This is a genomic window from Natronorubrum sulfidifaciens JCM 14089 (assembly GCF_000337735.1).
Lineage (GTDB): Archaea > Halobacteriota > Halobacteria > Halobacteriales > Natrialbaceae > Natronorubrum > Natronorubrum sulfidifaciens.
On record NZ_AOHX01000026.1, the window covers coordinates 233,560 to 259,489 of the forward strand.

Genomic DNA, 25,930 nt, shown 5'->3' on the forward strand with positions numbered 1-25,930 from the left:
TGATAGGATCGATGTGGTTCGAGTCGACACAGGTCGAACTCGTGAGAGATGCGTTTCCGGAGTGGATGGCGTTTTGCTTTGCGATCCTCTCTTACCTCGGAAGCGTCTGGTTCGTCGCGCCGGCTGTCGTCCTGGCGTACTGGTTCCACGACCGCTACCGGTTTCCTCATGGCTGGGGATCATCATGGGCGGCTACGCGCTTATGATCGGCCTCAAGGGAGTCTTCGAAACGCCGAGGCCAGTGTGGGTCCAGCAATTGCCCCTGAGTCACTCCCAACGGCCGTTGCACTGCTGTATGCACCAGCCGTTCGGTCGGAACAACCAGTTTCCCCAGTGGCCACGCAATTGCCGCGACGATCATCTGGACGATGGTCGGCCTCGAGTTCGACGGGAGCCTAGCGTCACGCAGGGAACCAGAAACCAGCCGGCAGTGGCGACTGGCTGGTGCTGCGATACTGATTACGCTCGTCTCGGTTTCCCGAGTCGGCGTTGGCGTTCATTATCCGATCGACGTGATCGCTGGCGTGATAGTCGGTGTCTGCTATCTGGCCGTGCTACTGCCGATTCGAACCGTAGCCGAGAGCCACCGCGATCACGCTGGAGCTAGCGTGACGTTCGCTGCTGGAAGCGGGCTTGCACTCTTGGCTATCCGCGCCAGCGGCCAGCCAGACACAGCAGCGTTGTTTGGTGGCTGTGTTGGGGCGTTCTCGTCTGGCAGTACGCACGGCCGCCTCGAGAGCCGTGGCCGGTGACGGTTCGAATCGGCGTTCAGGCAGCCCTGGGACTGAGTGCACTCGCAGCTGTCGCGCTCGTCTTCCTCGTCGTCGACACGACACTCGTCTGGCTGGCTATCGGATTCGCGGGCGGAGTACTCGTCGTTGGACTCCCACGGCTGGTCGGCCAAACGGCTGTCACACCGTCACAGTCAGAGATGACGACCAGTCGCTCGTGAGGTCGTCATATAAGTGCTGGTGACAGTCTCGAGTTTAGTCAGCAACCGAATCAAAACACGGCCAAAAACGGGGTAGACAGCGGTAGCGACCAGATCAGAACGTCTCGAGGTAGCGATCGAGTTCCCAATCGGAGACGTCGATGAGGTACTCCTCGAACTCCTGGCGTTTGGCTTCGACGAACTTCGAGGCGATGTGGTCGCCGAGTGCGCCGGCGATTGCATCGTCTTCCTCGAGGGCGTCGACGGCTTCACCGAGGTTCGACGGCAGCGTCTCGATGCCGTGTTCGTCGCGTTTGGCCTCGTCGAACTCGTAGATGTTGTCCCGGACCGGGTCCGGTGCCTCGAGGTCCTGTTCGATGCCGTCGAGACCGGCGTGGATCATGACGGCGATGGCGAGGTAGGGGTTACACGAGGGGTCGGGCGAACGCAGTTCGATACGCGAGGCCGCAGGGACGCGGGCGGCTGGTTTGCGGATCAGCGCCGAGCGGTTGCGGTCGGACCAGGCCACGTAGACGGGTGCTTCGTAGCCCGGCACGAGGCGTTTGTAGCTGTTGACCGTCGGGTTCGCAATCGCGGTGATCGCGGGGGCGTGTTCGAGGATGCCCGCGAGGAACGACTTGGCAGTGGCGCTCAGGTCGAACTCGTCGTCACCGTCGTGGAAGGCGTTCTCGCCGTCCTCGGTGAACAGCGAGATGTGGGTGTGCATCCCCGAGCCGTTGATCTCCGGGATCGGTTTCGGCATGAACGTCGCGTGATAGTCGTGCTGGGCCGCAATGGCGCGAACGACGGTTCGGAAGGTGCCGACGTTGTCCGCCGTCGTCAGCGCGTCGTCGTACTCGAAGTTGATCTCGTGTTGGCCCTCGGCGACCTCGTGGTGGCTGGCCTCGACTTCGAAGCCCATGTTCTCGAGTCCGTAGATGATGTCACGGCGCACGTCGCTTGCGAGGTCTTTCGGTGCGAGGTCGAAGTAGCCGCCAGCGTCGTTCGTTTTGGTCGTTGCACGTCCCTCCTCGTCTTCTTCGAACAGGAAGAACTCGGGTTCGGGGGCCGCGTTGACCGTATACCCCATCTCGTCAGCGCGCTCGAGTGCCTGCTTGAGCACGTAGCGTGGGTCGCCCTCGAACGGTTCGCCCGTAGAGGTGTTGTAGACGTCACAGATCATGCGGGCGGACGAACCATCCTCACGGTTTCGCCACGGCAACACGGCGAAGGTGTCCGGATCGGGGACCAGACGCATGTCCGATTCCTGAATCCGTACGAAGCCTTCGATCGAAGAGCCGTCGAAATAGATCCCGTCGGCAAACGCCTTCTCGGCCTGTCGGGCCGGCACCGAGACGTTCTTGACCGTTCCCAGAATGTCCGTAAACTGCAGTCGAAGGAAGTCAATTTCTTTCTCGTCGATTTCGTCGAGTACGGCCTGCTCGGTCTCAGTGATGTTTCCGCTTGTCATCTTTCTCGTCGTGCTACCCAAGTAACTCCGCTACTAAAACCCTACTGCTCCAAGCAAATCTTCTCTCCACCGCTTGAAACTGTATATTCGTAAAGTTCTAAAGGCTCGAGTGAGAGGTTGGATGTGATGACGTACGAAAATCTCGATGCAAAACTAGTAAATGCACTTCTGGGCGATGGCCGAGCCAGCCTCCGCAGCCTTGCCGAGGAGCTCGATGTCTCCGTGACGACCATCTCGAACCACCTTTCTGATCTCGAAGAAGAGGGCGTAATCGAGGGCTACACACCACGAGTCAACTACGACGCCGTCGGCTACGACGTCACCGCCGTCATCCAGTTGCAGGTCGAAGGGAACGCGCTGCCCGACATCACTGACACGCTGCGCGACCACCGACAGATGATCAGCGTCTACGAGGTTACGGGCGACTACGACGTCATCGCCATCGGCAAGTTCAAAGACACCGATGGGATGAACGACCAGATCAAACAGCTGCTGACCGATCCAGACATCAAAGCCTCGAACACGAGCGTCGTTCTCAACGCCGTCTCCGAGAACGAACAGTTCGAACTCGAGATCGACGACACCTGAGCCGATCGTTCAACCGAACGGACTGACCGTCTTCTCGAGTAGCTCTACCAGCCACCAGACAGCCGTCACCGCCTCGAGAGCTATCTGAGATACAACACCAACACGCCAAGGACGAGCAACAGCAGTCCCCACCACAGCGAGTCGCCGGGCAGGAGTTTCAAACCGAGCGTGACGACGCCGGAGGAAAACAGTGACCAGCCGATAGTCGTTCGGTATGCCATACCAGAGCTCCATCAGCCGGCCCTATAGTTCGTTTGCCTGTTACATTTCGTGTCAGTCAGCACGTCGGAGATATACGGAATGCCGGCAATGGTCGACAGCCGACTCGCTCGAGTCGAGCACTGGCTCGGCGCTCGAGGTTGGGTCGGCAGAAAAAACGCGTCGTGATGATCGTCGACGGTGCAGCGTGGCAACGACAGCGTGGATGGATATGGGGCGTTACAGCCGAACTTACATCATGCCGCCCATGCCGCCGCCCATGCCGCCCATGCCGCCGGGTGCGCCGCCTTCTTCGTCGCCGCCCTTGTCGGTCGACAGGTCTCCGGCGGAGATGATGTCGTCGATTTTGAGGACGAGGTTCGCGGCCTCAGCAGCGGAGGTAACGGCCTGCTCTTTGGCGTGGGCCGGTTCGACGACGCCAGCGTCGAAGGTGTTCTCGACGTCGCCCGAGAACACGTTCAGGCCGGCCTGCACGTCGCCGTCGTCGTGAGCCGCACGCAGGTCGACGAGCGTGTCGATGGAGTCGAGGCCGGCGTTCTCGGCGAGCACGCGTGGGACGAGCTCGAGCGAGTCGGCGAAGGCTTCGACGGCCAGCTGCTCACGCCCGGAGACGGAGTCAGCGTAATCACGGAGTCGCGAGGCGAGTTCGACCTCGGTCGCACCGCCGCCGGCCAGCACGCGGCCGTCGGAGACCGTCTGTGCGACGACGTCGAGTGCGTCGTTGACACCGCGCTCGAGTTCGTCGACGACGTGCTCGGTCGAGCCGCGCAGCAAGAGCGTGACGCCGTGGGCGTCCTCGCCTTCGACGTAGAACAGTTCGTCCTCGTCGTCGCGGGTGACGTCACCGAAGCCGAGGTCCTCGGCGGTCGCGCTCTCTAAGTCGGAGACAACCGCGGCGTCGACGACTTCCGAGAGGAACTCGAGGTCGGACTTCTTGGCACGACGGACGGCGAGGATGCCTTCCTTGGCGAGGTAGTGCTGGGCGAGGTCGTCGATGCCTTTCTGACAGAAGACGACGTCAGCGCCGAGGTCGACGATGTGGTCGACTTTGTCACGCAGCTGTTTCTCCTCGCGGTCGAGGAACTTCTGGAGCTGGTCGGGATCGGTAACGGAGACTTCGGTGTCGACGTCAGTCTCTTCGACTTCGATTGCCTCGTTCAGCAGCAGAATGTCAGCGTCCTCGGCTTCGGTCGGCATGTTGTCGTGGACGGGGTCTTTGTCCACGATGCCGCCCTCGAGCAGGTCGGACTCGCCAACAGCGCGACCGGTCTGCGTCTCGAGGTTGAGGAACTCGAGGTCGACAACGTTGTTGCCCTCCGCGTCTTCGACGGTAACCTGACGGACGGCGTCGACGATAAGCTGGGCGAGGTGTTCTTTGTTGACCTCAGTGCCCTTGCCGGTCATCGAGGTTTCGGCCGTCTTCCGGATGAGCTCCTCGTCGTCGGTGTCGATCTCGCTTGCGATGTCGTCGATCTCCTCGCGGGCCTGCTCGCTTGCCATGTGGAAGCCCTTGATGATCGCCGTTGGGTGGATGTCCTGCTCTAAGAGGTCCTCGGCGTTTTTGAGGAGTTCGCCCGTGACTGCGACGGCGGTCGTGGTGCCGTCGCCGGCCTCGTCCTCCTGCGTCTCGGCGACTTCGATTATCATCTCGGCCGTCGGGTTGTCGATGTCCATCTCCTGAAGGATGGTGACGCCGTCGTTGGTGATCGTCACCGATCCCATCGAGTCGACGAGCATCTTGTCCATCCCTTTTGGACCGAGTGTCGAGCGTACAGCCTCGGCGACTGCACGGGCTGCACTGATGTTGTAATCCTGCGCGTCCTTGTCCTTAACGCGCTGGGAATCCTCGCTCATCACGATCATCGGCTGTCCCTGCTGCATTCGCTGGCTCATAGTCAGCTGATTCATTGATTGTCCTTCTACATAAAGATTCCGTTGTTCGACATTCGCCACAGCGCACAGCGCCAACCATAATCCACCGAAACCACCGTACTGCGGTCCGATACCGCGCTAGTCATGGTGTGTGTTAACAGCCATCTTCAGCGATGATAGAATGGGATACACCGCCATATTTAAGAGTGAGTGGAGTTGCGGTCACGACTCGAGTGGCTCGACCAGCGACGGCTCGTCGGTCGACGGATCGTTGACCGCCTTCGAGACGGGGTAGGCCCGCATCTCGTCGGCTGGATACGGCTCGAGCAACGCCTGTGGGTCGTCGGCAGTCAGCCACTCGCGTTCGCGCTCGGGCTCGAGGATAACGGCCATCCGGTGGTGGAGGTCCGAGACGAGCTCGTTCGGAGCGGTGGTGACGATGGTGAAGGTCTCGAGTGGCCCGTCATCTTCGGGCGCGTCCTCGAGGCCGCCGCCGAAGGAATCGAGACCAGTCTGTGTCGTCTTCTCAGAGGGTTCCCAGCGCTCCCAGAGACCAGCCAACGCGAAGACGCGATCGTCCTCGAACGCGACCCGATAGGGCTGTTTCCCCGCCTCGGTCTCGACCCACTCGTAGAAGCCGTCCGCGGGAACGAGACACCGCCGCCGTTCGTAGGCCTCGCGAAAGCTCGGCTTCTCGGCGACGGACTCGGCCCGTGCATTGATCAGCCCGCCGCTGTCGTCGTCCGCCCACGACGGCACCAGCCCCCACTCGAGTCGTCGAATCGTCTCGGGTTCGTCGCTCGTGATCACTGGCAGTTGCTGGCCCGGAGCCATGTTGTACCGTGGCGTGTTCACTCCCGAGTCGGCGATTCGCGCATCGAATCGATCCTCGAGGGCCGCCGGCTCGACCATCAGCGTGTAGCGACCGCACATACCACCCACTTGGTGAGCCTCGAGTAAATCGTTGTCCGCCCGTCGGCACGACCGATCGCTGACTCGAGTATGCGGTCCATACCTCGCCGGAACGGGACGGTAAGCGCCCTGTTACGATATCCGATTCCACCGGAGCACTCGTTGGGGTCACGATGACGGATCGATACGAGATGGTGGTGTGTCAAAACGGAACGCTCGAGCTTCGAGATCCGGACGACCCCAACTGCTGGCTCGCAACCGACTCGCCGGCTGAGATAGCGCGGTAACCGTCCTGTCTGCGGTGTCGCTCACCGCACCATGGTTTTTTCGACTCCCAGTTGTAAAAAGTGGTTTTTGGAAAGGTCGACGCCCCGCTCAGCGGTTTGCTCGCGGAAGAAGACGCCAGGACAGGGATTTGAACCCTGAATCCCGAAAGGGAACACGCTTTCCAGGCGTGCGCCTTACCGTTCGGCCATCCTGGCCTACCTGCTCATAACAACGTCGGTCGTTTAACTCTTACTTTTATCGTCGCCGTGTGACCCGGTTTCATCCATTGCCCGGCGGGTCGACCACGTGGCGATCCGATACTCGAGGACGTACGCACTGCCCGCCGTCAGAGCGCCGACGAGACCGGCGACGACGACGCCCTGAACGATCGAGACGAGTGGGTCGACGACCAGCGCGTAGCCCTGAACGAGCACGAGGAAGGCCATGAACCCGACAGCGCCCCACAACAGCGCTGAGAGGGTCCGTGGGGAGAACCCAGCAACGGTCGCTCGCATGCCTTACTCGAGCGAGGCGACGGCTTCGAGTTCGATGCCGACGCCTTTGGGGAGGGCAGCGACTTCGATGGCACTTCGGGCCGGCGGCTCGTCGTCGAAGTAGCTAGCGTAGGCCTCGTTCATCGCGTCGAAGTCGTCGATGTCGTCGAGGAAAACGGTGACTTTGAGGATGTCAGCCGACGTCGCCCCGGCCTCGTCGAGGACGGCATCGAGGTTGTAGAGCGCTTGCTCGGTCTGGACGTCGATCGGTTCGTCATCGAGGAGTTCGCCGTCGGTCGTCAGGGGAATCTGGCCCGCGGTAAACACCAGCGAGTCGTCGGTCGTCGCTTGACTGTAGGCACCGACCGCGGCCGGTGCGTCGTCGGTCTGGATAATCCGTTTCATGTCCCACTCCTCGGCGTGCTCGGGCTTAAAACGAGGCGATACCGCTACGCGAGGATGTCGACGTCGTAGCCAGCGCCGCGGAGATCCGAGAGGAACGCGTCGACGTGATCGGGACCGCGCATCTCGAGTTCGATCTCGACTTCGGTGTCGCTCATCTCGACGTCACGGGAGGTCCGGTCGTGGTGGATCGCGTAGATGTTTGCCTGATGGGCGGTGAAGATGTCGAGCAAGTCCTCGAGCGCGCCCGGCCGATCCTTCAACACCGTCCGAATCTTGAGATACCGGCCGGTTTCGACGAGCCCGCGGACGATGACGTTCGTGAGCGTGTTGAGATCGATGTTGCCGCCACAGAGGGCGGCGACGATCGTCTCGTCCTCGTCGTAGTCGAACTGCTCGAAGAGCACCGCCGCGAGCGGGACGGCACCCGCTCCTTCGACGAGCGTCTTCGACCGCTCGAGGAGATAGACCAGCGCGACGGCGATCTCGGGGTCGGAGACGGTGACGACCTCGTCGACGTACTGCTGGATGTAGGGGAACGTCTGCTCGCCGACGCTCCGGGTGGCGATCCCGTCCGCGATGGTGTCGACCCCCTCGAGCGAGACGCGTTCGCCCTTCTCGAGGGAGGCCGCGGCACTCGAGGCTCCTTCGGCCTGTACACCGATGACACGCGTGTCGGGTTTCTGTTCTTTGATCGCGGTTGCGATCCCGCTGATGAGCCCGCCGCCACCGATCGGGACGACGACGGTCTCGACATCGGGGCAGTCCTCTAAGATCTCGAGGCCGATCGTTCCCTGTCCGGCCATGATGTCCTCGTCGTCGAACGCGTGGACGTACGTTCGGCCTTCCTCGCGCTCGATCTCGTGGGCGCGTTCGGCGGCCTCGTTGTAGTCTCGACCCGAGAGAACGACCTCGGCTCCGTAGCTTTTGGTTGCTTTGACCTTCGAAATCGGCGCGTGCTCGGGCATGACGATCTTCGAGTCGACACCGGATCGTGTCGCCGCGAGGGCGACGCCCTGAGCGTGATTGCCGGCACTCGCGGTGACGACGCCGGCGGCTTTCTGTTCCTCGGAGAGGGTTGCGATCCGGTTCGTCGCGCCGCGGATCTTGAACGCCCCCGTCCGCTGGAAGTTCTCCAGTTTCAGGTGGACGTCGGCCCCGGTCATCGCCGAATACGTATGTGCATGTTCGAGCGGCGTGTGTCGAGAGGTCTCCCGGACCCGCTCGTGTGCCTCGAGAATGTCGGCAAGTTCGAGCATACGGTCGACTACTCGGCAGGTGTTGTAAGACTGTCGGGGACTGGGCAGCCAGTTGGATCGGCTCGGACCGAGTCCCCGGACAGAACTGTGCTGCCCGGTGGGCAACACGACAGGGAATACAGGAAATGCACGGCGTGTGACGTGCGAGTGTAGAAGGGAGTGCGTGGCATATAAAGCTCATGGCTCCGGGGCGAAAGTGAAATCGCAAGACGTGGCGTCGGAGATCAGGATGTCCGACGTCCGGCAGACGGACGTCATTCGGGATATCGAAGCACGACATCCGCTCGCTCGAGTGCTGCGCGGACGGACTGGCGAAACGACGGCGCGTCGGGCCAGCCCACATCGGCCTCGACACCGAGTCGGACCGGATCGCCGACATACACCTGCACAGGTCGCTGCTCCGTGTCGGGCACCGACACCCGCGTGTACAGTCCGTAGTCGACACCCTCATACCGGTCGAGTCGCTCCAGTGTCCGGTCGTCGACCTCGAGCACGCGACCCTCGACGCACTCACCGGGCACGAGCGTCGGATACCGGCCGTCGACACGGTGGAGTCCCTCGAGGACAGCGTCGCCTCGAAACGCGTACTCGCCGGGGCCGTCGCCCAGAAGCGTCTCGACCCGATCCGGATCGGTCAACGTCCCGTACACGAAGACCAACACGGTCGGACAGTCGTGGTCGGTCGTCTTGTGTGTGGTGCTCATCGGCGATGACGACAGGCGTCCGGGTCGCTCGCTTACAGCACTGACAGTACCCTTTCCGGTGAGAGCAACAAAAGCTGGAGTAGTCCGAACGGAGTCCGAAACGACGTTATCGCTCGTCGAGCGGGACGAACTCCGCGTCCTGCGGGCCAGTGTAGCGCGCACGTGGGCGGATGAGTCGGTTGTCTTCCTGATACTCGAGGACGTGGCCGACCCAGCCACCGGCACGGCTCATCGCGAAGATTGGGGTGTACATATCGATCGGGATGCCGAGCTGGTAATAGACCGAGCCCGAGTAGAAGTCGACGTTCGGGGCGATGCCCTTCTCGCCCAGTCCCTTCTCTTCGGAGAGATACTGCTCGATGGTCGTCGTGTAGTTGTACCACTTGTCCTCGCCGTTGTCGGCGAGTTCCTTGCTGCGTTCCTGAAGGATCTTCGCTCGTGGGTCTTTGACGTTGTAGACGCGGTGGCCGAAGCCGGGGATGCGTCGTCCTTCGTCGGTCGCCTGTTCGACCCACTCGCGGTGGTCGAGATCACTTTCGTCGATCTCCTTGAGGACTTCCATGACGTCCTGATTTGCGCCGCCGTGGAGTGGGCCGGAGAGCGCACTGATGCCGCCGGTCACGGCGCTGTAGATGTCAGCCATCGTCGAGCCAATCACCATCGACGTAAACGTCGAGGCGTTCAGGCCGTGGTCTGCGTGTAAGATAAGCGCCTGATCGAAGGTTTCGGCGTGGATATCGTCCGGCTCCTCGCCGGTCAGCATGTAGAGGAAGTTCGCTGCAAGCCCCAGGTCAGGGTGAGGGTCGAGCGGCTCCTCGTCGAGTCGGTAGCGCTCGAACGCTGCCAGCGCGGTCGGGATTTTGGCGGTGATCCGCCGTCCCTTTCGAAGCGACGCCTCGAGGTCTTCGGGATCGGCATCGCGTTCGGGTTCAGTGGCCGAAAACATCGAGACCGCAGTCCGGAGTGCGGCCATGGGCTCCTCGTCAGCCGCTGCGAGTCGTTCCATCGTCGCGAGCACGTCGTCGCTGACTTCGCGCTCCTCATTGAGCGCGGCAGTGAACGACTCGAGTTCGTCCGCGTTTGGCAGGTGGCCATGCCAGAGGAGATAGACCACTTCCTCGTAGCTCGCACCACGGGCGAGCTCTTCGATCGTATAGCCGCGATAGATCAGCCGACCTTCGTCACCGTCGATCGAACTGAGTCCGGACTCTGCAACAAGGACTCCCTCCAATCCTTTCTTGAGATCGTCAACCATACTCGGCATTTCGCACCCCGATGGAAAAGTATTGTCGTTTGTTCGCTGTCACGCTCGAACACGTGTGATGTCACCGTTTCGTTGCATCTCATCGTAAACTGAACGGTTAATTCCGGCTTTTAGATGAACACATGATCACTGTTTAATCATTGGGGTGGATTATTTTACATTATTTTTCAAGGATGGCAGCCATCAGCTTCGTCTGCGCCGCCGCCAAATGCTCGGTAAACGTCGAGCGCGCGATGTCGAGTTCATCGGCGACGTCCGTCGCATTTGCCCCTTTCGGATACTCGAAATACCCACACTCGTGGGCCGTCTCGATGATCTCGCGCTGGCGCGTCGTCAGTAGTTCGCGGTCGACGATGACGGGGTCCGTCGATTCGTCTTCGCCCTGTGTGAGGTCTTCGACGAGGACACCGTCGAACTGCGCGCGGAGGTCACCGACGATTTCGGAGACTCGCTCGAGTTCGAGCGTTCGAAACGTCAACAATAGCGAGCCGTTCTGGGCGCGCACGGAGGCGACCGGCGTTCCAGTCTGCTCGATAATATCACACGCACAGCCAGTCCCAGCGTCGCGCTCGAATCGGTACACGTCTTCGTGAGTGGTCGTCTGCAGCGTGGTCAGTTCAGTCCCGGAACCGTCGGACACCGCCTCCGTCGACGACCCGGCAGTGACGCCAAACTCCTCGGTAACGGTCCCGTCCGTGGCCGTTCTCGAGCGCGCGACGGATGAGATCGGTTCGTCGATGGTCGCCGAGACGTCGGCGACCGGACAGTCGGTCGGTTCGTTGACGACGACCGTTGCTCGAAACCCGCTCATGCATCTCGCTAGTGTCTCGCACATAATAACCGGCCGTCGAATTCCCGGCCGATGAAAACACACTCGATTGCTGGTCACTCGAGCGGGGACCGTTTAGGGGGACAGGTCCACCCCTACAGAACCCGATTTCGAACGGCGTTCAGGCCCGCTGGCCCAGCTTTTCGCGGCTGATCCGGACGCCAGTTGGCGTGATAATCATCTGGTCGTCGCCTTTCCGGACGATATCGCCGTCGACCTCGTGGGCGACCTGTCGAAGTTCGTCGACGATGTGTTCGACGGTGCTATCTTCGGTTCGGAGTCGCGTGATGTCCGCAATGACGATGTCGCCGTCGTAGACGGCGTCTTTGATGTCGATGGCGTCGGCCTGCCCGCTGACCTCGGCGATATGGACCTGCATCGCCGCGTCGGCCGAACTTGCCGATACGTCGTCGAGATTCAGTTCGACGTAATCCTCGGCAGTCCGTGACTGACTCCCACCGAGAATTTTACTCATAAATCCCATTGGCGTAACTCACCGTCGCCGCCAGTATAGTTCTTACGTCAGACACAGTCTTGTGTGCAGATACTGTCGGCCGTGGCCGACGGCTACCCAGCGAACTCGTAGAGGTCGTCACCGACATGATGGAGCGACTCGACGACTTTGCCCTCATCACCGACCATCTCTGTCCCCTCGACACTGGCGCGCCCGACAGCAAGCACCTTGCCGTGGGTTTCCTCGGCGATGATGACGAGATCGCCGGGCGAGATATCCTCAGTTGCCGTCGTAATTCCGGGACGCATCACGTCCGCACCGTCGCTGACGAACGAAATCGCGCCGGCGTCGACCGTGACCAGCCGCTGGTCGGGCTCGTACGCGTTTGCTCCTCTAACCGTTAGGAACGGCTCCTCGTCGAAGTGGGCGACCTGTGGTTCGCCGTCGATGAGGATGACTTCCCAGTCGGTGTTCTCGAACTCGACGCGTTCATAGGTGTCGCCGTCGGGCGAGACGCCGAGTTGCGCTGCCAAGGTGTCCTCGAGGTCCGAGACCGCATCGCTGCGGAGATGGTGGCGAGACTTGACCTGCATACCCAGCTAAACGAGTGGTCCGGAAATAAAAGGCCCGTTCCGGCGACCGATCGCCCATCATGACAGTCGATCCGATCGAGGAATGTGACAATTGCTAAATAGTATCACGATGTCGTAGCACTCATGTGGCCCTCCCGGAGCCGCACTGAAACGGTCATCTGCACGGCCTGTGGTGACCAGTTTACCCGGTCGATGGCTCGTGAGTACGACAAGTACGGCGATCGCTGGGATCGCAAAGACAAGACGTTCGAGTATCTCTGCAAGCCCTGTCACAGCGACCTGTGTCATCACCCACGAACCGACCTCGAGGCGATCCTCGTCGAGATTGGAGCCGGCGATACCGACGAGGAGACGTTTCTCTCGGCGTATCTCGAGACCGTCGAGAAACGGTATGGGAGACTCGAGGAAGAATCCTAACTCGTTCGCGTTCGTTCCGAACGTCTCGGCCGTCCCGACACGACTTTCACCCTTTCGTTCGTACCCCACCGTATGAGTGACGACGCACAGGCCGAAGCCGGTACGGCCGAAGGGCAGGGCCCCGTCGAGATCAGCGAAGACCTCGCACGACATCTCGAAAACAAACGCGAAGAGCTGTTCGAGAAGTTCGAGATCCGTGATGCGTTTCCCTCGGCCGTCCTCGAGGAAGCCAAGGCGCGAACCGAAGGCGTCGAGGCAGAGATTCAGGACGAACTCGACGAGCGCAAAGATCTGCGGGACCTGACGACGTGGACGACGGACCCGATCGACGCACAGGACTTCGACGACGCGCTGTCGATCGAAGAACGCGAGGATGAGTACGTCCTGTGGGTGCACATCGCCGACGTGACCCACTACGTCAACCCCGAGGCGGCGATGTGGGACGAAGCCGTCGAGCGCGGGAACACAGTCTATCTGCCGGGCTATACGATCCATATGCTCCCGCCCGTGCTGGCTGAGACGGTCTGTTCACTGGTTCCTAACGAGGACCGACTGGCCCACACGGTCGAGATGCACCTCGATAAGGAGCACCTCTCGTATGAGACCATCGACATCTACAAGTCGGTCATCGAGTCCGACGAACGACTGACCTACTCGCAGGCCGAAAACCGACTCGACGATCCCGACGCGCCGCTGCACGAGGAGAACAAACTGGTGCATGAGGTCGCCGACCGGATGCACGAACAGCGCAAAGAGGACGGCTCGCTCGTCTTGAACCCCGCTCGAGACCGTGCGCACACGATCATCGAGGAGTGTATGCTCAAGGCTAACAAGGCCGTCACGCACGAACTGATGTGGAATCGCGGCGTCGAAGCGATGTACCGAGTCCACCCGCAGCCAAGTCCCGACGAGTGGTCCGAAGCGCTCCGAGAGATTCAGGACCTAGATGGCGTCTCCATTCCCGGCGACACGTGGGACGACCCGCGAAAAGCCGTCAACGCGACGCTCGAGGACGCCCCAGGTCGCCAACTCGACAAGATCCAGTGGGCGGTGATGAAGGTGATGCCGCGCGCGAAGTACATGAACGATCCGTTCGGTGGCCACCACGCGCTGAACTTCGAGATCTACGGCCACTTCACGAGCCCGATTCGCCGACTTTCGGACCTGATCAACCACTGGATCGTCTACCAGAACGACGTTCCCGAGAACCTCGTCGAACTCTGTGATCGGGCCAGCGACAAACAGAAAGACGCCGAGCAGTGCGAACGCGAGTACAAGACCTTCCTGCAGGAGGTCGGCCTCGATCCGATGGCCGTCAACAACCGCGGGATCGAAGTCGTCGACGACGAAGACGCGGAGAAAACGCTGTAAGCAGCGGCCAGCGTTCTCACTCGCTGGACAGTTACACGGCCGATCAAAGCGACTTTTCGTAGACACACTCTTCGAGGCCGTCGGCCAGATCCGTCTCACGCGTCGTGACGTGGTCGAACCCCGCGGCGTCGTAGAACGCAATCCCGCTGTCGTTGTCGGCGAGGACGGCCAGCCGAAGCCGGTCGAACGTCCTCTCGAGGGCGGTCTCGAGGCGCTCGAGCAACGCGGTTCCGACGCCCTCGCCCCACACGTCCGGATGGACGTAGAGTCTGGTTAGATACCCCACTGAGACGTCCTCCGGCCACGGAACGACCTGCGCGAAGCCGAGACAGTCGCCTGCGAACGCGTCGTCGACAGTTCGGTCTTCGGCGATCAGAAAGACCGCATCCTCGCGTTCGCTCGCGTCGCTGATCGACGACTCGAGATCACCGATCGCGTACCACTCGTCGACGACGTCGTCGACGGTCTCGCGACCGAGGAGGTCGTCGTAGGCGGCGTGCCAACTCTCGCGAGCGGTCACGTGGATCGCCCAGATGTCGTCGGTGGTTGCCTGCCGGACGGCTCGAGTCACACATGCCAGTATCACGTCAGAAGGGAAAAGTGCGTGGCCGGCCGTTGAGTTTCTATACGAAAACATATAGTTGTGCCAGAGAGATTCTGCCAAACGGGTCCTCAAGCCCGCAGATCGCATCGAGTGTGGAGAGAGTTCAGCAGCGGTAACTGATAAGTTCTAAACAAGACGCCGGCCTGTTGCACGAGATCGGCTTCGAGTTGTGCCGTCTTTGCACCCGACCGTATGAGATGGCTGCGGCAGCAGAGAGACCGGTCGGATCGAAGCCCGCGGTCGGCTCACTCGATGTCGATGTGGTGGCCGTGGTCGTCACGGTCGTCGTCGACGATCGGCAGGTGGACCTCGAGGACGCCGTTGTGGTAGCTCGCGGTGATCGCGTCGGTGACGACCGCCTTCGGGATGGGGACCTGTCGACTGAGCCGCCGCGAGCGGACGGATCGAGACGCGTCGGAACCCGTCTCGACGTCGGTCTGAGCGCGAATCGACAGGAGCCCATCGTGGAACACGAGGTCGATCTCGTCCTTTTCGAACCCCGGCAGGTCCATCACGTAAACGTAGCGGTCGCCCTCGTCCTCGAGGGTTGCCGTCGTCTCTCCACCGGACATCAGAGGCATCAGTTCGCGCTCGCTCCGGCTCTCGAGGGCAGGCTCGAGTCCGGGGGTGGCAAACTCGGACAGCCAGGCCGATCGGAGCTGGTCGAACGTGCGGTCCATCTCACGGAACATGCGGTTCATCTCATCGAACGATTTCATTGATAATCGGAAATTAGGTAGGCGATTCACAATAATAAGGATTTCTAGACGTATGCTGACACGCGTATTGGCGAGATAGTGTGAAAAGCAGCAATTCCAATCGTCGACAGTCACACGTCGGAACTCATACTGCCGGACAGAAGTCAGTAAAACGCCAGTCGCGAAATCGCGGCCGTCTCCGTGGATGACGGCCGCAGTAGCGCGACCGGTCGTTGAATAGTTCNTAAAACGCCAGTCGCGAAATCGCGGCCGTCTCCGTGGATGACGGCCGCAGTAGCGCGACCGGTCGTTGAATAGTTCTGTCCGGCAGTATCAGCAGTAGCTTACCGGACGCGTGCACCGACAGCGGCGAGCAGTGCGCCGATGGCAGCGACGATGCCGAAGCCGGGCACGCTGTCGCTGTCGCCGTCGTCAGCACCGTCTTCGGTGTCGCTCTGGATCGCCACCTCGCGCTCCGAGAAGTGGTCCACTGCGACGAGCACGTCGGCAGCTGCGGATGCCTCACTCGAGTGGGTCACCATATATCGCGGTTCCTCGCCGATGCCGCCCTCGAGGTCGCTGTAGGAGTCGGCTTCGGCGGCCGCCTCGCCGTCGACGGTCACCGCGAGGTCGTCGGCGCTGCCAACGGCCTCGAGTGCGGCCTCTGAGACGCTGACGATGACGACCGTCCCCTCGTGCTGGGCGCGTTCGACGGCCATCTCGAGGCGATCGGCGGCCTCATCATGGGTCTCGACGGCGACGTCCTGACCATAGGTTGCGACGTCTGCAACGCGGTCGCCGTCACGGTCGTCGGCGTAGACTTCGGCGGGCGCCGTTCCGTCGGCGATCAGCCGTTCCTGTTCGGCGGCGTCGTCGTCGCGCTCGTCGTCGGCATAGGAGCGAAAGACCAGCGTCGACTCGCGCTCGAGGTCGGCAGCCACATCGCCGGTGTCAGTGACGGCAACGTCGCCGTCGCCAGCGACGAGCAAGACGCCGGTTCGGTCGCCGCTGTCGACGTGGACGCGGTCGCCCTCGTCGCTGACTGCGGCGGTGCTCTCCTCGGAGAGGTTCAACTGGACGTACTGGGCGTCCTCACCGGCGTTGACCGTCAGGATACCGCGGTCAGTGTCGTGGGCCGACAGCGACGCCGAACCCTCAGTGGCGATCTCAGCCCGCGTCTCGGTCTGGGCTGCGATCTCGAGGCCGATTCCGGAGAGGTTCGTTACGGCCGAGAGACCGACGTCAGCACCGATCCCAGTCTGGCTGTGGTGGGCACTTCGGGATTCGACGGAGACGTTCTCGAACACCGGCTGGCCGCCGACGCGGTAGTCGACGACGGCGTTGCTCGAGGTGGCGAATTCGATATGGCTGCCAGCGTATCCGTCGGCCTGTGCATCCGTCGCCGCCAGCGATTCGGTTGGCTGTGACGCACCCACAGCCCCGCCAGCAGCGGCGGCCGAGAGGGTCGCCGTCGTGACGAGCACTGCGAGGACGACAGCTACAGTTCGGGTCATCGTACCCGGGACATTCGAGTCGCATATAAAGTAGGTTCTGACAAAACCGTCCACACGTCCGGACGCACAGTCGGTTCGGGCTGGCGAAACCGCGGGATAACGCCCGCGAAATCAGTCCACAGTGCCCGAGTCAGGCGTGAGGTAAGCAAGCGTGTCGCCGCGCTCGAGTTCCGCGTCTTTCTCGAGGACGATTTCGTCGACGGTCCCGCCCGTCGGGGCGGCGACCTCGACATCGATCTTCTCGACCTGGAACTCACAGAGCAGGTCGCCGTCGTCGACCTGGCTGCCCTCGCTGACGTACCACTCGAGGACGAGTCCCTCCGCTTCGTCCGTATCCTCGGGCCAGAAGTCGGCCGAATCGAGCGCCACGCGCGATCTGTCGTCGCTCATGGCTGGGTCTTCCGAATCGCGTCTTCGATGTCGTCGCTGTCCGGGATCACCCTGTTCTCGAGCGGGCGCGCGTACGGCAGCGGGACGTCGGGGATGGCGAGCCGTTCGACGGCTTCGAGGGCATCCGGCTCGGCCTCGACGACGCGGGAGATGACTTCGCCAGTGAGGCCGAACGAGCGGTAGTCCTCGTCGACGACGACGAGTCGCCCGGTCTTTTGAACCGACTCGAGGATCGTCGCCTCGTCCAGTGGCACGAGCGTCCGGAGGTCGATCACCTCGACATCGATGCCGTCGTCGGCGAGTTTCGCTGCGGCCTCGAGCGCGCGATGGACGTGCAAGCCGAGCGTGACGACGGTGACGTCGGCCCCCTCGCGCTTGATGTCGGCCTGTCCAAACGGGATGGTGTAGGGCTCCTCGGGAACGGCGGTTTTCGGGCCATCGGGGGCCGGCATCCAGCCGATACCCATCAGCCGCTTGTGGAACATGTAGACGACCGGATCGTCGTCCCGGATGGCGTTGTGCATCAGCCCCTTGGCGTCGTAGGCTGTCGAGGGAACGACGACTTTCATCCCCGGGAGGTGGGCGAAGGTGCCGTACAGCGTCTGAGAGTGTTGGGCTGCGTCGCTGTACGTGCCGCCGACGGCCGTCGTCAGGACCATCGGGACGTTCACGTTCGCCCCGCTCATGTAGGTGTTTTTGGCCATCTGGTTGTAGAGCTGGTCCATACAGACGCCGAAGAAGTCGACGAACATCAACTCGGCAATCGGCCGCATTCCCGCTTGGGCGGCCCCGACCGCCGCGCCGATGTAGGCCGTCTCGCTGATCGGGACGTCCATGATCCGATCGTGGCCGAATTCCTCGAGTAAGCCGTCCGTCGAGTCGAAGATGCCGCCGTAGTCGGCGACGTCCTCGCCCATGTAGAACACCTCGTCGTTATCTCGCATCTCGGTCGCGATGGCCTCGACCATCGCCGTGCTCATCGTCGCCTGTCGCCCCTCGTCGTCGCTCATCGGTCCGCACCTCCGTTGCCGGCGAACTCGGGCGTCGGGTCCTCGTCCGTTACACCCGACGGCGGGTTCGAGAACACGTCCTCGAGGGCGGCATCCGGCTCCGGTTCGGGCTGGTCTTTGGCCCATTCGATCGCATCGTCGACGCGTGCGTGGGCGTCCTCGCGGATCGTCTCCCGTTCGTCTTCGTCGACGCCGGCGGCCTCGAGGTCGGCCGCCAGTCGCTCGATGGAATCTCGTTCTTGATGGCGCTGTTGGTCCGCCTCCGGTCGATACGTCTCCGGATCGCCCATGAAATGACCCATCCGGCGGTGGACCTGTACGGACATGAGCGTCGGCCCGTTGCCGTCTCGAGCGCGCCCGACCGCTTCGGCGGCGGCCTCGTAGACCGCGGTCGCGTCGTCGTGGTCGATCCGAACCCCCGGCATGTCGAATCCGGCAGCGCGTTTTGAGCCGTCCTGTGGGACGCTGATCCGCCCTTTGGGCATGCTGATCGCCCAGTCGTTGTCCTCGACGACGAAGATTACCGGGAGGTCGTGCAGGCTCGCGAGGTTGAGCGACTCGAGGAAGGCTCCCTGACTGATCGCGCCTTCGCCGAGATAGGCGACTGCGACGCTGGATTCGTTGCGCTTCATGGCGGCCAGCGCCGCGCCGACGGCGGGCGGACAGCCCTGTGCGATGATGCCGCTGCAGGCGAAGTTGACGTCGGGGTCAAACAGGTGCATATGCCCGCCTTTACCGGCGCTAAGCCCCGTCTCGCGGCCGAAAATCTCCGCGGTCATCCGTTTCAGGTCGACGCCTTTCGCGATGGCGATGTGGTGTGGTCGGTGCGGTGCCGTGACGGTATCCTCGTCGGTCAGATGTGCACAGACGCCGGCCGCGGCTGCCTCGTGGCCCGCCGCGAGGTGGAGTTCGCCCGGAATCGGCCCGGCGCTGATGTCGAACCCCGGCGTCTTCCCCTCCATGTACTCCTCTTGCAGGCGCTCCTCGTAGTATCGCGCCGTGACCATATCCTCGTACATCGACCGGAGCTGTGTGGTGGTGACAGTCCCCATGATCCGTCCGCATACACCCCATCGGCTAGTATAACGTTGTTCACCAGCCTCAGAGCCTGACAGTCACACGACGGTATCAGAGTCGACAGTGCGCTCGAGTCGAGTGCGGTAACTGCGTCTGCCGAAGCGAGAAGAACAGCGCTTTCGAACGGGGAGTGACGAAAACGAGTCGATTAGGCAACTGGCCTGCTGTCGTCAGCGGGAAACCGCCGTCCCGCCCTTGGCGATGACCGCGTCGACTTCGTCTTTGGTGACCAGCGCGATGTCGCCGGGGATCGTTCGTTTGAGCGCCGCCGTCGCCGCGGCGTACTCGAGCGCAGTCGGGATGTCCTCGCCGTGGAGTCGGCGGGCGATGAACGCGCCGGTAAAGGCGTCGCCGGTGCCGATCTGTGAGACCGTCTCGGTGTCGTAGACGCCCTGTTCGTGGACGACGCCGTCGTGCCAGCCGACCGCGCCGTCGGCCCCGCGGGTGACGATGACCGTGGTGAAGTCGTACTGGGAGCCGAGTTTGTGGGCGAGCTGTCGCGGGTCGCCCTCGAAGCCGAGGACGTCTCGGGCGTCGCGAGCGGCGATCACGAGCACGTCGATCCCCGGAAACAGTTTCGTCATCGTCTGCTTGGCCTCCTCGGGCGACCAGAGCTTGCGACGATAGTTGAAGTCGAACGCGGTCGTCGTCCCGCCCTGTTTGGCCGCCTTGAGCATGTTCATCGTCGTCTCCCGCAGCGTCGGAGAGAGCGCGGGCGTGATACCGGTCGTAAAGAAGACGCGGGCGTCCTGTATCCGGTCGATATCGAACTCGCGGGCCTCCGCGGTCGTGACCGCGGCGTTCTCCCGGTCGTAGATGACGTTCGTCCCGCGGGGCTTGCCCCCCCGCTCGAGGTAGTACGTCCCCTGCCGGCCGCGGTGGCTCCAGACGACATCAGTCTCGATGCCGTACTGACGGAGTTCACCGACGGCGCGGCGGCCAAGCGGCGTCTCCGGCACCTTCGAGAGCCACGTCGCCGTCGCACCCAGCCGGTCCGCGGCGATCGCGACGTTGCTCTCTGCACCCGCCGCACGCACCTCGAACTCGGCGGCGGCCTCGAGGCGCTCGTTGTCCGGCGGCGACAGCCGAAGCATCGTCTCGCCGAAGGTGACGAGATCGCTCACGGCTCGGCCCTCTGGACGTGCGTTTCGATACGGTGTGTGCCGATCATACTCGGACCAACGAACGGCTATCGTATAAGTTGTGACGTTATGTTGGTTTCCTAGAGTGTTTGCGAGGAGCTGGCGCGTCAGCAGACGCCTCGAGCACCCGCCTACGCGTCGACCGTCGATTCGACCGTCACGAGCGCCGTCTCCCCCGCCTCGTCGTGTGCGACCTCGAGTTGCGCGCCGAACGCCTCGAGGAGGTCACAGCTCGTGGCGACGTGATCCGTGACTGTGGGCACGCGTAGCTGTCCGCCCTCGAGGGCGAGATAGACGAGCAGTTGATCGGCCAGATGGCGGTCGACCGGCGACGCTGGCTCGCCCGTCGCCTCGAGGAACCGGTTTGCGGCGTCGGCGGCGTCCTCGCCGACGCGTTCGGCTGGCGTGCCTCGTTCGCCGAGTGCCGACCAGCCCGCGATGCCGGTTCCATGATCGAGTCGGAGCACGATCGCCGAGCCCGGTGACGGGCTCGAGACAGTGGATTCGCGGCGCTCGGTGAGTTCGATCCCGGTGTCCTCGAGCGACAGTCGCTCGAGTGCGCCCTCGGCCTGCCGGTGAGCCACGTCGCGATCCGAAAGCGACGCCGACTCGACCGAGTGGAGCCGGATCTCAGCGGGCGAGCCGCGCTCGACGAGGTCGATCGACTCGAGACTCGAGGGGGCGAGATGCAGCGTTGCCCGGCCGCCACCGTTGGGATAGAACCCGCGTCGATCGACATCACAAGCGGCGGTGAGACCGAACCGGCGGAGCAGTGGGAGTTTGACATGGCGGAAATAATCCAGCGGCGGCGACCACTTGACGTCCGTCCCGCCGGTGACCGTCACCGAAAGCTGTGAGTCGAGCACCGACGCGAGCGGGAGGAGGGTATCAAACAGCAGCGTCATGCTGCCGGCGGTGCCGATGTCGACGGTATAGCTGCCACCGGAAAGGCGGCCGCGGTCCTGACCACGCCAGCCCGTCGCATTCGCCGTCGACTCGAGGGCAGGATCGAACGCGACCGTCTTCGAGTCGAGTTCCGCCCCCGAAACCTCGGCGTCACAGAGTTCGACCATCGTCTCGAGGACGGCCAAGTGCTGGTGGGCGAGCCCCGGATTCGGCCGGTTGTCGCGGATTCTCTCGATTCGAACGGGTTCGTTTTCCAGTACTGACAGTGTCAGCGCGGTCCGGACGAACTGTCCGCCCGCCTCCGACCCGTCGAGTTCGCGTACGGCGGTCATAGCAGCCGGTACGGCCTCGAGTATCCTACCGTTGGTGGTGTGGCCGGGTCCACGGCGACGGCGATTCACAGCGTGCCGCTTGGCCAAGTTTTTCACTCCGTCAGTAGAGACTGTCAGCGAATGCGACTGTGGGCGGACCCACTCAGACGGCGCTGGCTCCTCTGGGCGACGCTCGGCGTCGTCTTTCTGCTCGTCAACATGAATCGGCTCTCCTCGGCGGTGCTCGCGGAGGAACTCATGGGCGCGTTCGGGACGACGGGCGCACAACTGGGAACGCTGCACGCGATCTTCTTCTGGGTGTACGCCGTTATGCAGATCCCGACGGGGATCCTCGCCGACCGAATCGGGCCACGGCGAACGGCGACGGCCGGTGCGGCGGTGATGAACGTCGGCGTGATCTGGTTTGCGTTCGCCGACAGCTATCTCACAGCCATCGTGGCCCGCGGACTCGTCGGCCTCGGCGGCAGCGTGATTTTCGTCTGCATACTTCGGTTCTGTGCGAACTGGTATCGCGCCGACGAGTTCGCAACGATGAACGGCCTCACCTTCGCGTTCTCCGGGTTCGGTGGCGTCCTCGCCACCACGCCGCTTGCGATACTCGTCGACAGCGCCGGCTGGCGTACGGCGATCGGTGGCTTCGGCGTCGTCGGCCTGCTGTTTACCATCGTCGTCTTCGCGCTGGTCCGTGACACACCGACAGAAGCCGGCTTCGAGCCGCTCGAGGGGGTACCGGGACAGTCGACACTGACGAACACACAGCTCAAGACGTCGCTTTCGGACATTCTTCGAGATCCGTTGGTCTGGGTCGTCAGCGTCATGCTGTTCTGTGTCACTGGGGTGAACCTCACCCTGTTCGGCCTCTGGGGTGTCCCCTACATCGTCCAGATATACGATGTCTCGGTCACGTACGCGTCCGTATTCACCCTGTTTGGCAGCGTCGGCATCATGATCGGCCCACCGGCAATCGGCTGGCTCTCCGATCGACTCGAGCGGCGAGTCGAGTTGATGGTCGTCGGTGGTGGCCTGTTTACGGGTAGTCTCGGCGTCATCGCCGTCGTTGGCGACCCGCCGCTGCCGATCGTTGGCCTCGTGTACTTTCTCAGTGGCCTGTTGATCGGATCGTTCCTGCTTGCGTATGCGATCGTCAAGGACCGCCACCCGACCAATGCAAGCGGGCTCTCAACGGGGACGATCAACGGCGCGAGTTTTTTCGGCGCGGCGATCCTCCCGACGGTGATGGGATGGGCACTCGATGACTACTGGGCAGGAGACCTCGTCGGCGGCACCCGTGTCTACACCGAAATCGGCTACCAGATCGCGTTTTCCATTGCGACAGCCGCCGGCGCGATCGCATTTCTCTGTGCGATCTGGCTCTATCGTCACGAGCGACGCTGATGCCCCAGTCGTCGACGGAGTGGGGTCCGTGTCGTTTGAGTGCAACGGCACGCTCGAGCAGTTCGAATCGACACGTCACATCGACGGCCGTCTATAGTAACAACTGAAACGATTTACATACGCATCGCACAGCCGTCGTGCGATGCGATGTGCATTGACTTTCAGTGGCTACTATACCTGTGCAGCGCGACACGTGCTGTCCGACAGTATCACGCCGCTTGATCGTCCGTGCGAGAAAGGAGGGTCCAAAAGCCAAACAGGACGACAAAGAAGACAGCCCCGATCGCGACCCGGAGGATGAGCGCTTCCAGTCCGGTTGCTTCGGCGTGGACGAGAGCCGCTGCCCACCCGCCAGCGACGACGGCGAACCCAGTCGCAGCGACGAGCATCAGCAAGAGCCGATCGGTTGGGACGTTCATGACAGCCGCTCCGGCCGAGATGAGATTAAGCGAACAGCTTGAATTAGCCGACAAAAACGCACAAACGCCAGCAGGCGCCACAGCGACGTCTGTCTGGTCAGCCCTGATGGCCCGGATAATCCCGTTCGAACCGGTCTTCGATCTCCGTCTGATCGAACTGGACGAGCACTGGTCGGCCGTGTGGACACGAGTAAGGGTTTTCACAGTCGTCTAACGCCTCGAGCAGGTCGACGACCGACCCTTCGGTCAGTGACGTGTTTCCGGTTATCGACGGATAACAGGCCAGATCACCGAGGAACTCGTCGGCCAGCGCGTCGACCGTCTCGGCACCCGTCTTGCGGTCGCCCTCGACGAACGACGCGAGGACGTCTCTGAGCTGTTCGGGCTCGAGCGTCTCCTCGAGCACGGCGGGCACCGTCGTCACGGCGACCGTTCGGTCGTCGACTCGGTCGGCGTAGAATCCGAGCCGGGAGAGCGCCTCTCGGTAGCTCTCGAACGCCTCGGCTTCGACGGCAGTCAACTCGAGGTCGACCGGCGAGGCCAGCGCCTGTGCGGCGGGCTCGTCGGCAAACGCCCGCTTGAGGCGTTCGTAGTTCACTCGCTCGTCGGCGGCGTGCTGGTCGATGAGAACGAGGCCGTCGGCCGTCTCACAGACGAGGTACGTGTCGGTGTACTGCCCCAACACGCGCAGCGACGGCAACGAGTCGAACGCGGTTTCGTCGACGGTCGCGACATCGCCCGCGAGCGTCCGCTGTTCGGTGCCGGCGTCGAACTTGCGTCCCGGCTCGCGGTTTCGACTCGAGTCAAGACTGGCTGTCGACGGCTCGGTACTCGAGCGAGCCCCGGAACGGCTGTTTGCAGACGGCGAGTCGCTCGCCGAACCGGTGTCAGACGCCGCCGACCCGTCGCTGCCAGCGTCGACTGTCGAGTGTGACTCGAGCGAGCGAGCTGTCGACTCGTCGCTGTTGGATGGCTGACTCGAGGGAGCAGTCGACCCTGCCGATTCGCGTGCGTCCGTCTCCGACGACGTCTCACTCGAGTCAGCGACAGTAGACGAGGTGTCAGCTGTCGACGACGAACGCACGTCAGGAGCCGCCTCGTCCGTGTTCAAAATCGTCTCCTGTGTGGAGGGGTCGTCGGCTGGTGGCTGGTCGACCTGCGTCCCACCGGGCTCGAGGCGCGCTTCGCCGGGTGCCGACCGGCCCCGAGGCGCACGCGAGCGAAGGAGACCGTGCTCGAGCAGCGCCGACTCGACGGCGGCGTCGACCTGTCGGCGGACGGCGTCGTCGTCATCGAATCGAACCTCCCGTTTGCGCGGGTGGACGTTGACGTCGACGGCGTCGCCGGGGACCTCGAGAAAGAGCGTAACGAAGGGGTAGCGGTCGCCACCCAGTTGAGTGCCGTAGGCACCCATAATTCCCTCGCGAACCGCATCGGCGGTGACGGCGCGACCGTTGACGTAGGTGGCGAGATACTCCCGGCTCGAGCGATTGGTTTCGGGGTGAGAGACGAGCCCGGAGACGGACTCGAGGGGGCCGGGTGGCAGGTCCTCGCCGTTGGCGTCGACGGGGATCATCGCCGACGCGACCTCGCGGCCGTAGACCGACAGCACAGCGGCCTGCAGGTCGCCCTGTCCTGTCGTCGCAAACACTTCACGGCCGTCGTGAGTCAGGGAAACGGCCACGTCGGGGTTCGCAAGCGCATACCGGGTGACGACACGATTGACGTGGGCGAACTCGGTCGCCGTCGTCTTGAGGAACTTCCGACGCGCGGGCGTGTTGTAAAAGAGGTCGTCGACCTCGACGATGGTGCCTGCGGGACAGCCCGCTGGCTCGACGCTCGTCACCTCGCCGCCCTCGTAGACGAGTTTCGTACCCGCGCCGTCGGCGTTTCGGGGCCGGGATTCGATCGTCAGCCGTGAGACGGAGCCGATAGTGTGTAACGCCTCGCCGCGAAAGCCGAGCGTGGCGACGCCCGAAGAGAGATCCTCGAGGCCCTCGATCTTGCTCGTCGTGTGCTGGCGGACGGCAGCCCGAAGGTCGGCCTCGCTCATGCCCGCGCCGTCGTCCGCGACCCGGATCAGTTCGGCACCGCCGTCTTCGACGGTGACGTCGACGCTCGAGGCGTCGGCGTCGAGGCTGTTCTCGAGGAGTTCCTTGACTGCGCTGGCGGGGCGTTCGACGACCTCGCCGGCGGCGATTCGGGCGACGGTGTCGTCATCGAGTTGGTGGATATCGGTCGCTGGTGACTGGTCACCGGTCATAGCTCGGGCTGCTCGTGAACGTCGGACCGGAAGCAGGTGCTACGCTCTTGCAGTCGATCCGAGGCGGCAGTCGGCGGCCGCCCATCGGTTCCGATCGTTCGGTGCATGCGTTGTGGCTTGCGTTCAATCGAAG

The 25,930-nt window shown here is 62.9% G+C and carries 29 protein-coding genes and 1 tRNA gene; 7 read left to right on the forward strand and 23 right to left on the reverse strand.

Annotated elements, in window-relative coordinates; all coding sequences use genetic code 11:
• Positions 1 to 11: 11 nt before the first annotated feature.
• The 3 genes from C495_RS18315 to C495_RS18325 all read left to right on the forward strand — a co-directional run bounded on the left by C495_RS18315 (position 12) and on the right by C495_RS18325 (position 952).
• Positions 12 to 206, forward strand: coding sequence for a hypothetical protein (locus tag C495_RS18315; RefSeq protein WP_241430584.1), 195 nt, complete (start codon positions 12 to 14; stop codon positions 204 to 206).
• Between the two features lie 153 nt (positions 207 to 359).
• The gene (locus tag C495_RS18320; protein WP_338036866.1) at positions 360 to 752 is read left to right on the forward strand and encodes a phosphatase PAP2 family protein; all 393 of its coding nucleotides are present in this window, start codon (positions 360 to 362) and stop codon (positions 750 to 752) included.
• Positions 749 to 952, forward strand: coding sequence for a hypothetical protein (locus C495_RS18325; RefSeq protein WP_006064803.1), 204 nt, complete (start codon positions 749 to 751; stop codon positions 950 to 952). The genes C495_RS18320 and C495_RS18325 overlap by 4 nt, the downstream gene beginning before the upstream one ends.
• A 94-nt stretch (positions 953 to 1,046) precedes the next feature.
• On the opposite strand, the gene glnA is transcribed toward C495_RS18325, so the two are convergent.
• On the reverse strand, positions 1,047 to 2,402 hold the full coding sequence (gene glnA, locus C495_RS04330; protein ID WP_008160374.1) for a type I glutamate--ammonia ligase: 1,356 nt from the start codon (positions 2,400 to 2,402) through the stop codon (positions 1,047 to 1,049).
• A 126-nt stretch (positions 2,403 to 2,528) separates the two neighbouring features.
• On the opposite strand from glnA, the gene lrp reads away from it, so the two are divergent.
• On the forward strand, positions 2,529 to 2,990 hold the full coding sequence (lrp, locus tag C495_RS04335) for an HTH-type transcriptional regulator Lrp (protein ID WP_008160375.1): 462 nt from the start codon (positions 2,529 to 2,531) through the stop codon (positions 2,988 to 2,990).
• Positions 2,991 to 3,070: 80 nt separating this feature from the next.
• Here lrp and C495_RS18035 read toward each other — a convergent pair whose 3' ends face one another.
• From C495_RS18035 to C495_RS04390, 12 genes are all read right to left on the reverse strand, one after another.
• Positions 3,071 to 3,211 (reverse strand): hypothetical protein, encoded by a 141-nt coding sequence (locus tag C495_RS18035; RefSeq protein ID WP_006064806.1) that lies wholly within the window; start codon positions 3,209 to 3,211, stop codon positions 3,071 to 3,073.
• A gap of 229 nt (positions 3,212 to 3,440) precedes the next feature.
• Complete coding sequence (gene thsB, locus C495_RS04340) at positions 3,441 to 5,090, reverse strand: thermosome subunit beta (RefSeq protein WP_193788005.1); 1,650 nt, start codon at positions 5,088 to 5,090, stop codon at positions 3,441 to 3,443.
• Positions 5,091 to 5,303: 213 nt separating this feature from the next.
• On the reverse strand, positions 5,304 to 6,014 hold the full coding sequence (locus C495_RS04345) for an SOS response-associated peptidase (RefSeq protein WP_008160377.1): 711 nt from the start codon (positions 6,012 to 6,014) through the stop codon (positions 5,304 to 5,306).
• Positions 6,015 to 6,393: 379 nt separating this feature from the next.
• Positions 6,394 to 6,475, reverse strand: a tRNA-Ser gene (locus C495_RS04350).
• 27 nt (positions 6,476 to 6,502) lie between these two features.
• On the reverse strand, positions 6,503 to 6,775 hold the full coding sequence (locus C495_RS04355) for a hypothetical protein (protein ID WP_008160380.1): 273 nt from the start codon (positions 6,773 to 6,775) through the stop codon (positions 6,503 to 6,505).
• 3 nt (positions 6,776 to 6,778) lie between these two features.
• Positions 6,779 to 7,159 carry a Rid family detoxifying hydrolase gene (locus C495_RS04360; RefSeq protein WP_008160382.1) on the reverse strand — a complete coding sequence of 127 codons (381 nt, stop codon included), beginning with the start codon at positions 7,157 to 7,159 and terminating at the stop codon, positions 6,779 to 6,781.
• A 44-nt stretch (positions 7,160 to 7,203) separates the two neighbouring features.
• Positions 7,204 to 8,415, reverse strand: a complete 1,212-nt coding sequence (ilvA, locus tag C495_RS04365) for a threonine ammonia-lyase (protein ID WP_008160383.1) — start codon at positions 8,413 to 8,415, stop codon at positions 7,204 to 7,206.
• A gap of 254 nt (positions 8,416 to 8,669) precedes the next feature.
• The gene (locus C495_RS04370) at positions 8,670 to 9,119 is read right to left on the reverse strand and encodes a gamma-glutamylcyclotransferase family protein (RefSeq protein ID WP_008160386.1); all 450 of its coding nucleotides are present in this window, start codon (positions 9,117 to 9,119) and stop codon (positions 8,670 to 8,672) included.
• Positions 9,120 to 9,225: 106 nt separating this feature from the next.
• Positions 9,226 to 10,374 carry a citrate synthase gene (citZ, locus tag C495_RS04375; protein ID WP_008160388.1) on the reverse strand — a complete coding sequence of 383 codons (1,149 nt, stop codon included), beginning with the start codon at positions 10,372 to 10,374 and terminating at the stop codon, positions 9,226 to 9,228.
• Positions 10,375 to 10,543: 169 nt separating this feature from the next.
• Positions 10,544 to 11,194 (reverse strand): helix-turn-helix domain-containing protein, encoded by a 651-nt coding sequence (locus C495_RS04380; RefSeq protein ID WP_008160389.1) that lies wholly within the window; start codon positions 11,192 to 11,194, stop codon positions 10,544 to 10,546.
• Positions 11,195 to 11,333: 139 nt separating this feature from the next.
• On the reverse strand, positions 11,334 to 11,696 hold the full coding sequence (locus C495_RS04385; RefSeq protein ID WP_008160391.1) for a cell division protein SepF: 363 nt from the start codon (positions 11,694 to 11,696) through the stop codon (positions 11,334 to 11,336).
• An 83-nt stretch (positions 11,697 to 11,779) separates the two neighbouring features.
• On the reverse strand, positions 11,780 to 12,259 hold the full coding sequence (locus C495_RS04390; protein ID WP_008160392.1) for an RNA-binding protein: 480 nt from the start codon (positions 12,257 to 12,259) through the stop codon (positions 11,780 to 11,782).
• Positions 12,260 to 12,382: 123 nt separating this feature from the next.
• On the opposite strand from C495_RS04390, the gene C495_RS04395 reads away from it, so the two are divergent.
• On the forward strand, positions 12,383 to 12,676 hold the full coding sequence (locus tag C495_RS04395) for a DUF7562 family protein (RefSeq protein ID WP_008160393.1): 294 nt from the start codon (positions 12,383 to 12,385) through the stop codon (positions 12,674 to 12,676).
• 72 nt (positions 12,677 to 12,748) lie between these two features.
• Complete coding sequence (locus C495_RS04400) at positions 12,749 to 14,047, forward strand: RNB domain-containing ribonuclease (protein WP_008160394.1); 1,299 nt, start codon at positions 12,749 to 12,751, stop codon at positions 14,045 to 14,047.
• A 43-nt stretch (positions 14,048 to 14,090) separates the two neighbouring features.
• Here C495_RS04400 and C495_RS04405 read toward each other — a convergent pair whose 3' ends face one another.
• From C495_RS04405 to rtcA, 8 genes are all read right to left on the reverse strand, one after another.
• Positions 14,091 to 14,618, reverse strand: a complete 528-nt coding sequence (locus tag C495_RS04405) for a GNAT family N-acetyltransferase (RefSeq protein WP_008160395.1) — start codon at positions 14,616 to 14,618, stop codon at positions 14,091 to 14,093.
• A gap of 278 nt (positions 14,619 to 14,896) precedes the next feature.
• Positions 14,897 to 15,370 (reverse strand): Hsp20/alpha crystallin family protein, encoded by a 474-nt coding sequence (locus C495_RS04410; protein WP_008160396.1) that lies wholly within the window; start codon positions 15,368 to 15,370, stop codon positions 14,897 to 14,899.
• A 323-nt stretch (positions 15,371 to 15,693) separates the two neighbouring features.
• Positions 15,694 to 16,863 (reverse strand): hypothetical protein, encoded by a 1,170-nt coding sequence (locus C495_RS04415; RefSeq protein ID WP_008160397.1) that lies wholly within the window; start codon positions 16,861 to 16,863, stop codon positions 15,694 to 15,696.
• Positions 16,864 to 16,974: 111 nt separating this feature from the next.
• Positions 16,975 to 17,253 (reverse strand): lipoyl domain-containing protein, encoded by a 279-nt coding sequence (locus tag C495_RS04420; RefSeq protein WP_008160398.1) that lies wholly within the window; start codon positions 17,251 to 17,253, stop codon positions 16,975 to 16,977.
• Positions 17,250 to 18,263 carry an alpha-ketoacid dehydrogenase subunit beta gene (locus C495_RS04425; protein WP_008160399.1) on the reverse strand — a complete coding sequence of 338 codons (1,014 nt, stop codon included), beginning with the start codon at positions 18,261 to 18,263 and terminating at the stop codon, positions 17,250 to 17,252. Before C495_RS04425 ends, C495_RS04420 begins: the two co-directional genes overlap by 4 nt.
• The gene (locus tag C495_RS04430; RefSeq protein ID WP_008160400.1) at positions 18,260 to 19,315 is read right to left on the reverse strand and encodes a thiamine pyrophosphate-dependent dehydrogenase E1 component subunit alpha; all 1,056 of its coding nucleotides are present in this window, start codon (positions 19,313 to 19,315) and stop codon (positions 18,260 to 18,262) included. The genes C495_RS04425 and C495_RS04430 overlap by 4 nt, the downstream gene beginning before the upstream one ends.
• Before the next feature lie 195 nt (positions 19,316 to 19,510).
• Positions 19,511 to 20,464, reverse strand: a complete 954-nt coding sequence (kdgK1, locus tag C495_RS04435; RefSeq protein ID WP_008160401.1) for a bifunctional 2-dehydro-3-deoxygluconokinase/2-dehydro-3-deoxygalactonokinase — start codon at positions 20,462 to 20,464, stop codon at positions 19,511 to 19,513.
• Between the two features lie 149 nt (positions 20,465 to 20,613).
• The gene (gene rtcA / locus C495_RS04440) at positions 20,614 to 21,720 is read right to left on the reverse strand and encodes an RNA 3'-terminal phosphate cyclase (protein WP_008160402.1); all 1,107 of its coding nucleotides are present in this window, start codon (positions 21,718 to 21,720) and stop codon (positions 20,614 to 20,616) included.
• A 120-nt stretch (positions 21,721 to 21,840) separates the two neighbouring features.
• On the opposite strand from rtcA, the gene C495_RS04445 reads away from it, so the two are divergent.
• Positions 21,841 to 23,115: an MFS transporter gene (locus C495_RS04445; protein ID WP_008160403.1), complete on the forward strand. Its 1,275-nt coding sequence runs from the start codon at positions 21,841 to 21,843 to the stop codon at positions 23,113 to 23,115.
• A 209-nt stretch (positions 23,116 to 23,324) separates the two neighbouring features.
• On the opposite strand, the gene C495_RS04450 is transcribed toward C495_RS04445, so the two are convergent.
• Both C495_RS04450 and mutL read right to left on the reverse strand, forming a co-directional pair.
• Positions 23,325 to 23,534 carry a hypothetical protein gene (locus C495_RS04450; RefSeq protein WP_008160404.1) on the reverse strand — a complete coding sequence of 70 codons (210 nt, stop codon included), beginning with the start codon at positions 23,532 to 23,534 and terminating at the stop codon, positions 23,325 to 23,327.
• Positions 23,535 to 23,631: 97 nt separating this feature from the next.
• Positions 23,632 to 25,797, reverse strand: a complete 2,166-nt coding sequence (mutL, locus tag C495_RS04455; RefSeq protein ID WP_008160406.1) for a DNA mismatch repair endonuclease MutL — start codon at positions 25,795 to 25,797, stop codon at positions 23,632 to 23,634.
• Between the last annotated feature and the right edge of the window lie 133 nt (positions 25,798 to 25,930).

Bases quoted from the DNA above. Each gene is read 5' to 3' on its own strand.
- citZ (WP_008160388.1), bottom strand. From the start codon at position 10,374: ATGGTTGACGATCTCAAGAAAGGATTGGAGGGAGTCCTTGTTGCAGAG.
- lrp (WP_008160375.1), top strand. From the start codon at position 2,529: ATGACGTACGAAAATCTCGATGCAAAACTAGTAAATGCACTTCTGGGC.
- C495_RS04425 (WP_008160399.1), bottom strand. From the start codon at position 18,263: ATGAGCGACGACGAGGGGCGACAGGCGACGATGAGCACGGCGATGGTC.
- C495_RS04400 (WP_008160394.1), top strand. From the start codon at position 12,749: ATGAGTGACGACGCACAGGCCGAAGCCGGTACGGCCGAAGGGCAGGGC.
- mutL (WP_008160406.1), bottom strand. From the start codon at position 25,797: ATGACCGGTGACCAGTCACCAGCGACCGATATCCACCAACTCGATGAC.
- C495_RS04345 (WP_008160377.1), bottom strand. From the start codon at position 6,014: ATGTGCGGTCGCTACACGCTGATGGTCGAGCCGGCGGCCCTCGAGGAT.
- C495_RS04355 (WP_008160380.1), bottom strand. From the start codon at position 6,775: ATGCGAGCGACCGTTGCTGGGTTCTCCCCACGGACCCTCTCAGCGCTG.
- C495_RS04390 (WP_008160392.1), bottom strand. From the start codon at position 12,259: ATGCAGGTCAAGTCTCGCCACCATCTCCGCAGCGATGCGGTCTCGGAC.
- C495_RS04395 (WP_008160393.1), top strand. From the start codon at position 12,383: ATGTGGCCCTCCCGGAGCCGCACTGAAACGGTCATCTGCACGGCCTGT.
- C495_RS18315 (WP_241430584.1), top strand. From the start codon at position 12: ATGTGGTTCGAGTCGACACAGGTCGAACTCGTGAGAGATGCGTTTCCG.
- C495_RS04380 (WP_008160389.1), bottom strand. From the start codon at position 11,194: ATGAGCGGGTTTCGAGCAACGGTCGTCGTCAACGAACCGACCGACTGT.
- thsB (WP_193788005.1), bottom strand. From the start codon at position 5,090: ATGCAGCAGGGACAGCCGATGATCGTGATGAGCGAGGATTCCCAGCGC.
- C495_RS04420 (WP_008160398.1), bottom strand. From the start codon at position 17,253: ATGAGCGACGACAGATCGCGCGTGGCGCTCGATTCGGCCGACTTCTGG.
- C495_RS04445 (WP_008160403.1), top strand. From the start codon at position 21,841: ATGCGACTGTGGGCGGACCCACTCAGACGGCGCTGGCTCCTCTGGGCG.
- C495_RS04430 (WP_008160400.1), bottom strand. From the start codon at position 19,315: ATGGGGACTGTCACCACCACACAGCTCCGGTCGATGTACGAGGATATG.
- C495_RS04360 (WP_008160382.1), bottom strand. From the start codon at position 7,159: ATGAAACGGATTATCCAGACCGACGACGCACCGGCCGCGGTCGGTGCC.
- glnA (WP_008160374.1), bottom strand. From the start codon at position 2,402: ATGACAAGCGGAAACATCACTGAGACCGAGCAGGCCGTACTCGACGAA.
- C495_RS04415 (WP_008160397.1), bottom strand. From the start codon at position 16,863: ATGACCCGAACTGTAGCTGTCGTCCTCGCAGTGCTCGTCACGACGGCG.
- C495_RS18035 (WP_006064806.1), bottom strand. From the start codon at position 3,211: ATGGCATACCGAACGACTATCGGCTGGTCACTGTTTTCCTCCGGCGTC.
- C495_RS04450 (WP_008160404.1), bottom strand. From the start codon at position 23,534: ATGAACGTCCCAACCGATCGGCTCTTGCTGATGCTCGTCGCTGCGACT.
- ilvA (WP_008160383.1), bottom strand. From the start codon at position 8,415: ATGCTCGAACTTGCCGACATTCTCGAGGCACACGAGCGGGTCCGGGAG.
- rtcA (WP_008160402.1), bottom strand. From the start codon at position 21,720: ATGACCGCCGTACGCGAACTCGACGGGTCGGAGGCGGGCGGACAGTTC.
- C495_RS04385 (WP_008160391.1), bottom strand. From the start codon at position 11,696: ATGGGATTTATGAGTAAAATTCTCGGTGGGAGTCAGTCACGGACTGCC.
- C495_RS04410 (WP_008160396.1), bottom strand. From the start codon at position 15,370: ATGAAATCGTTCGATGAGATGAACCGCATGTTCCGTGAGATGGACCGC.
- C495_RS04370 (WP_008160386.1), bottom strand. From the start codon at position 9,119: ATGAGCACCACACACAAGACGACCGACCACGACTGTCCGACCGTGTTG.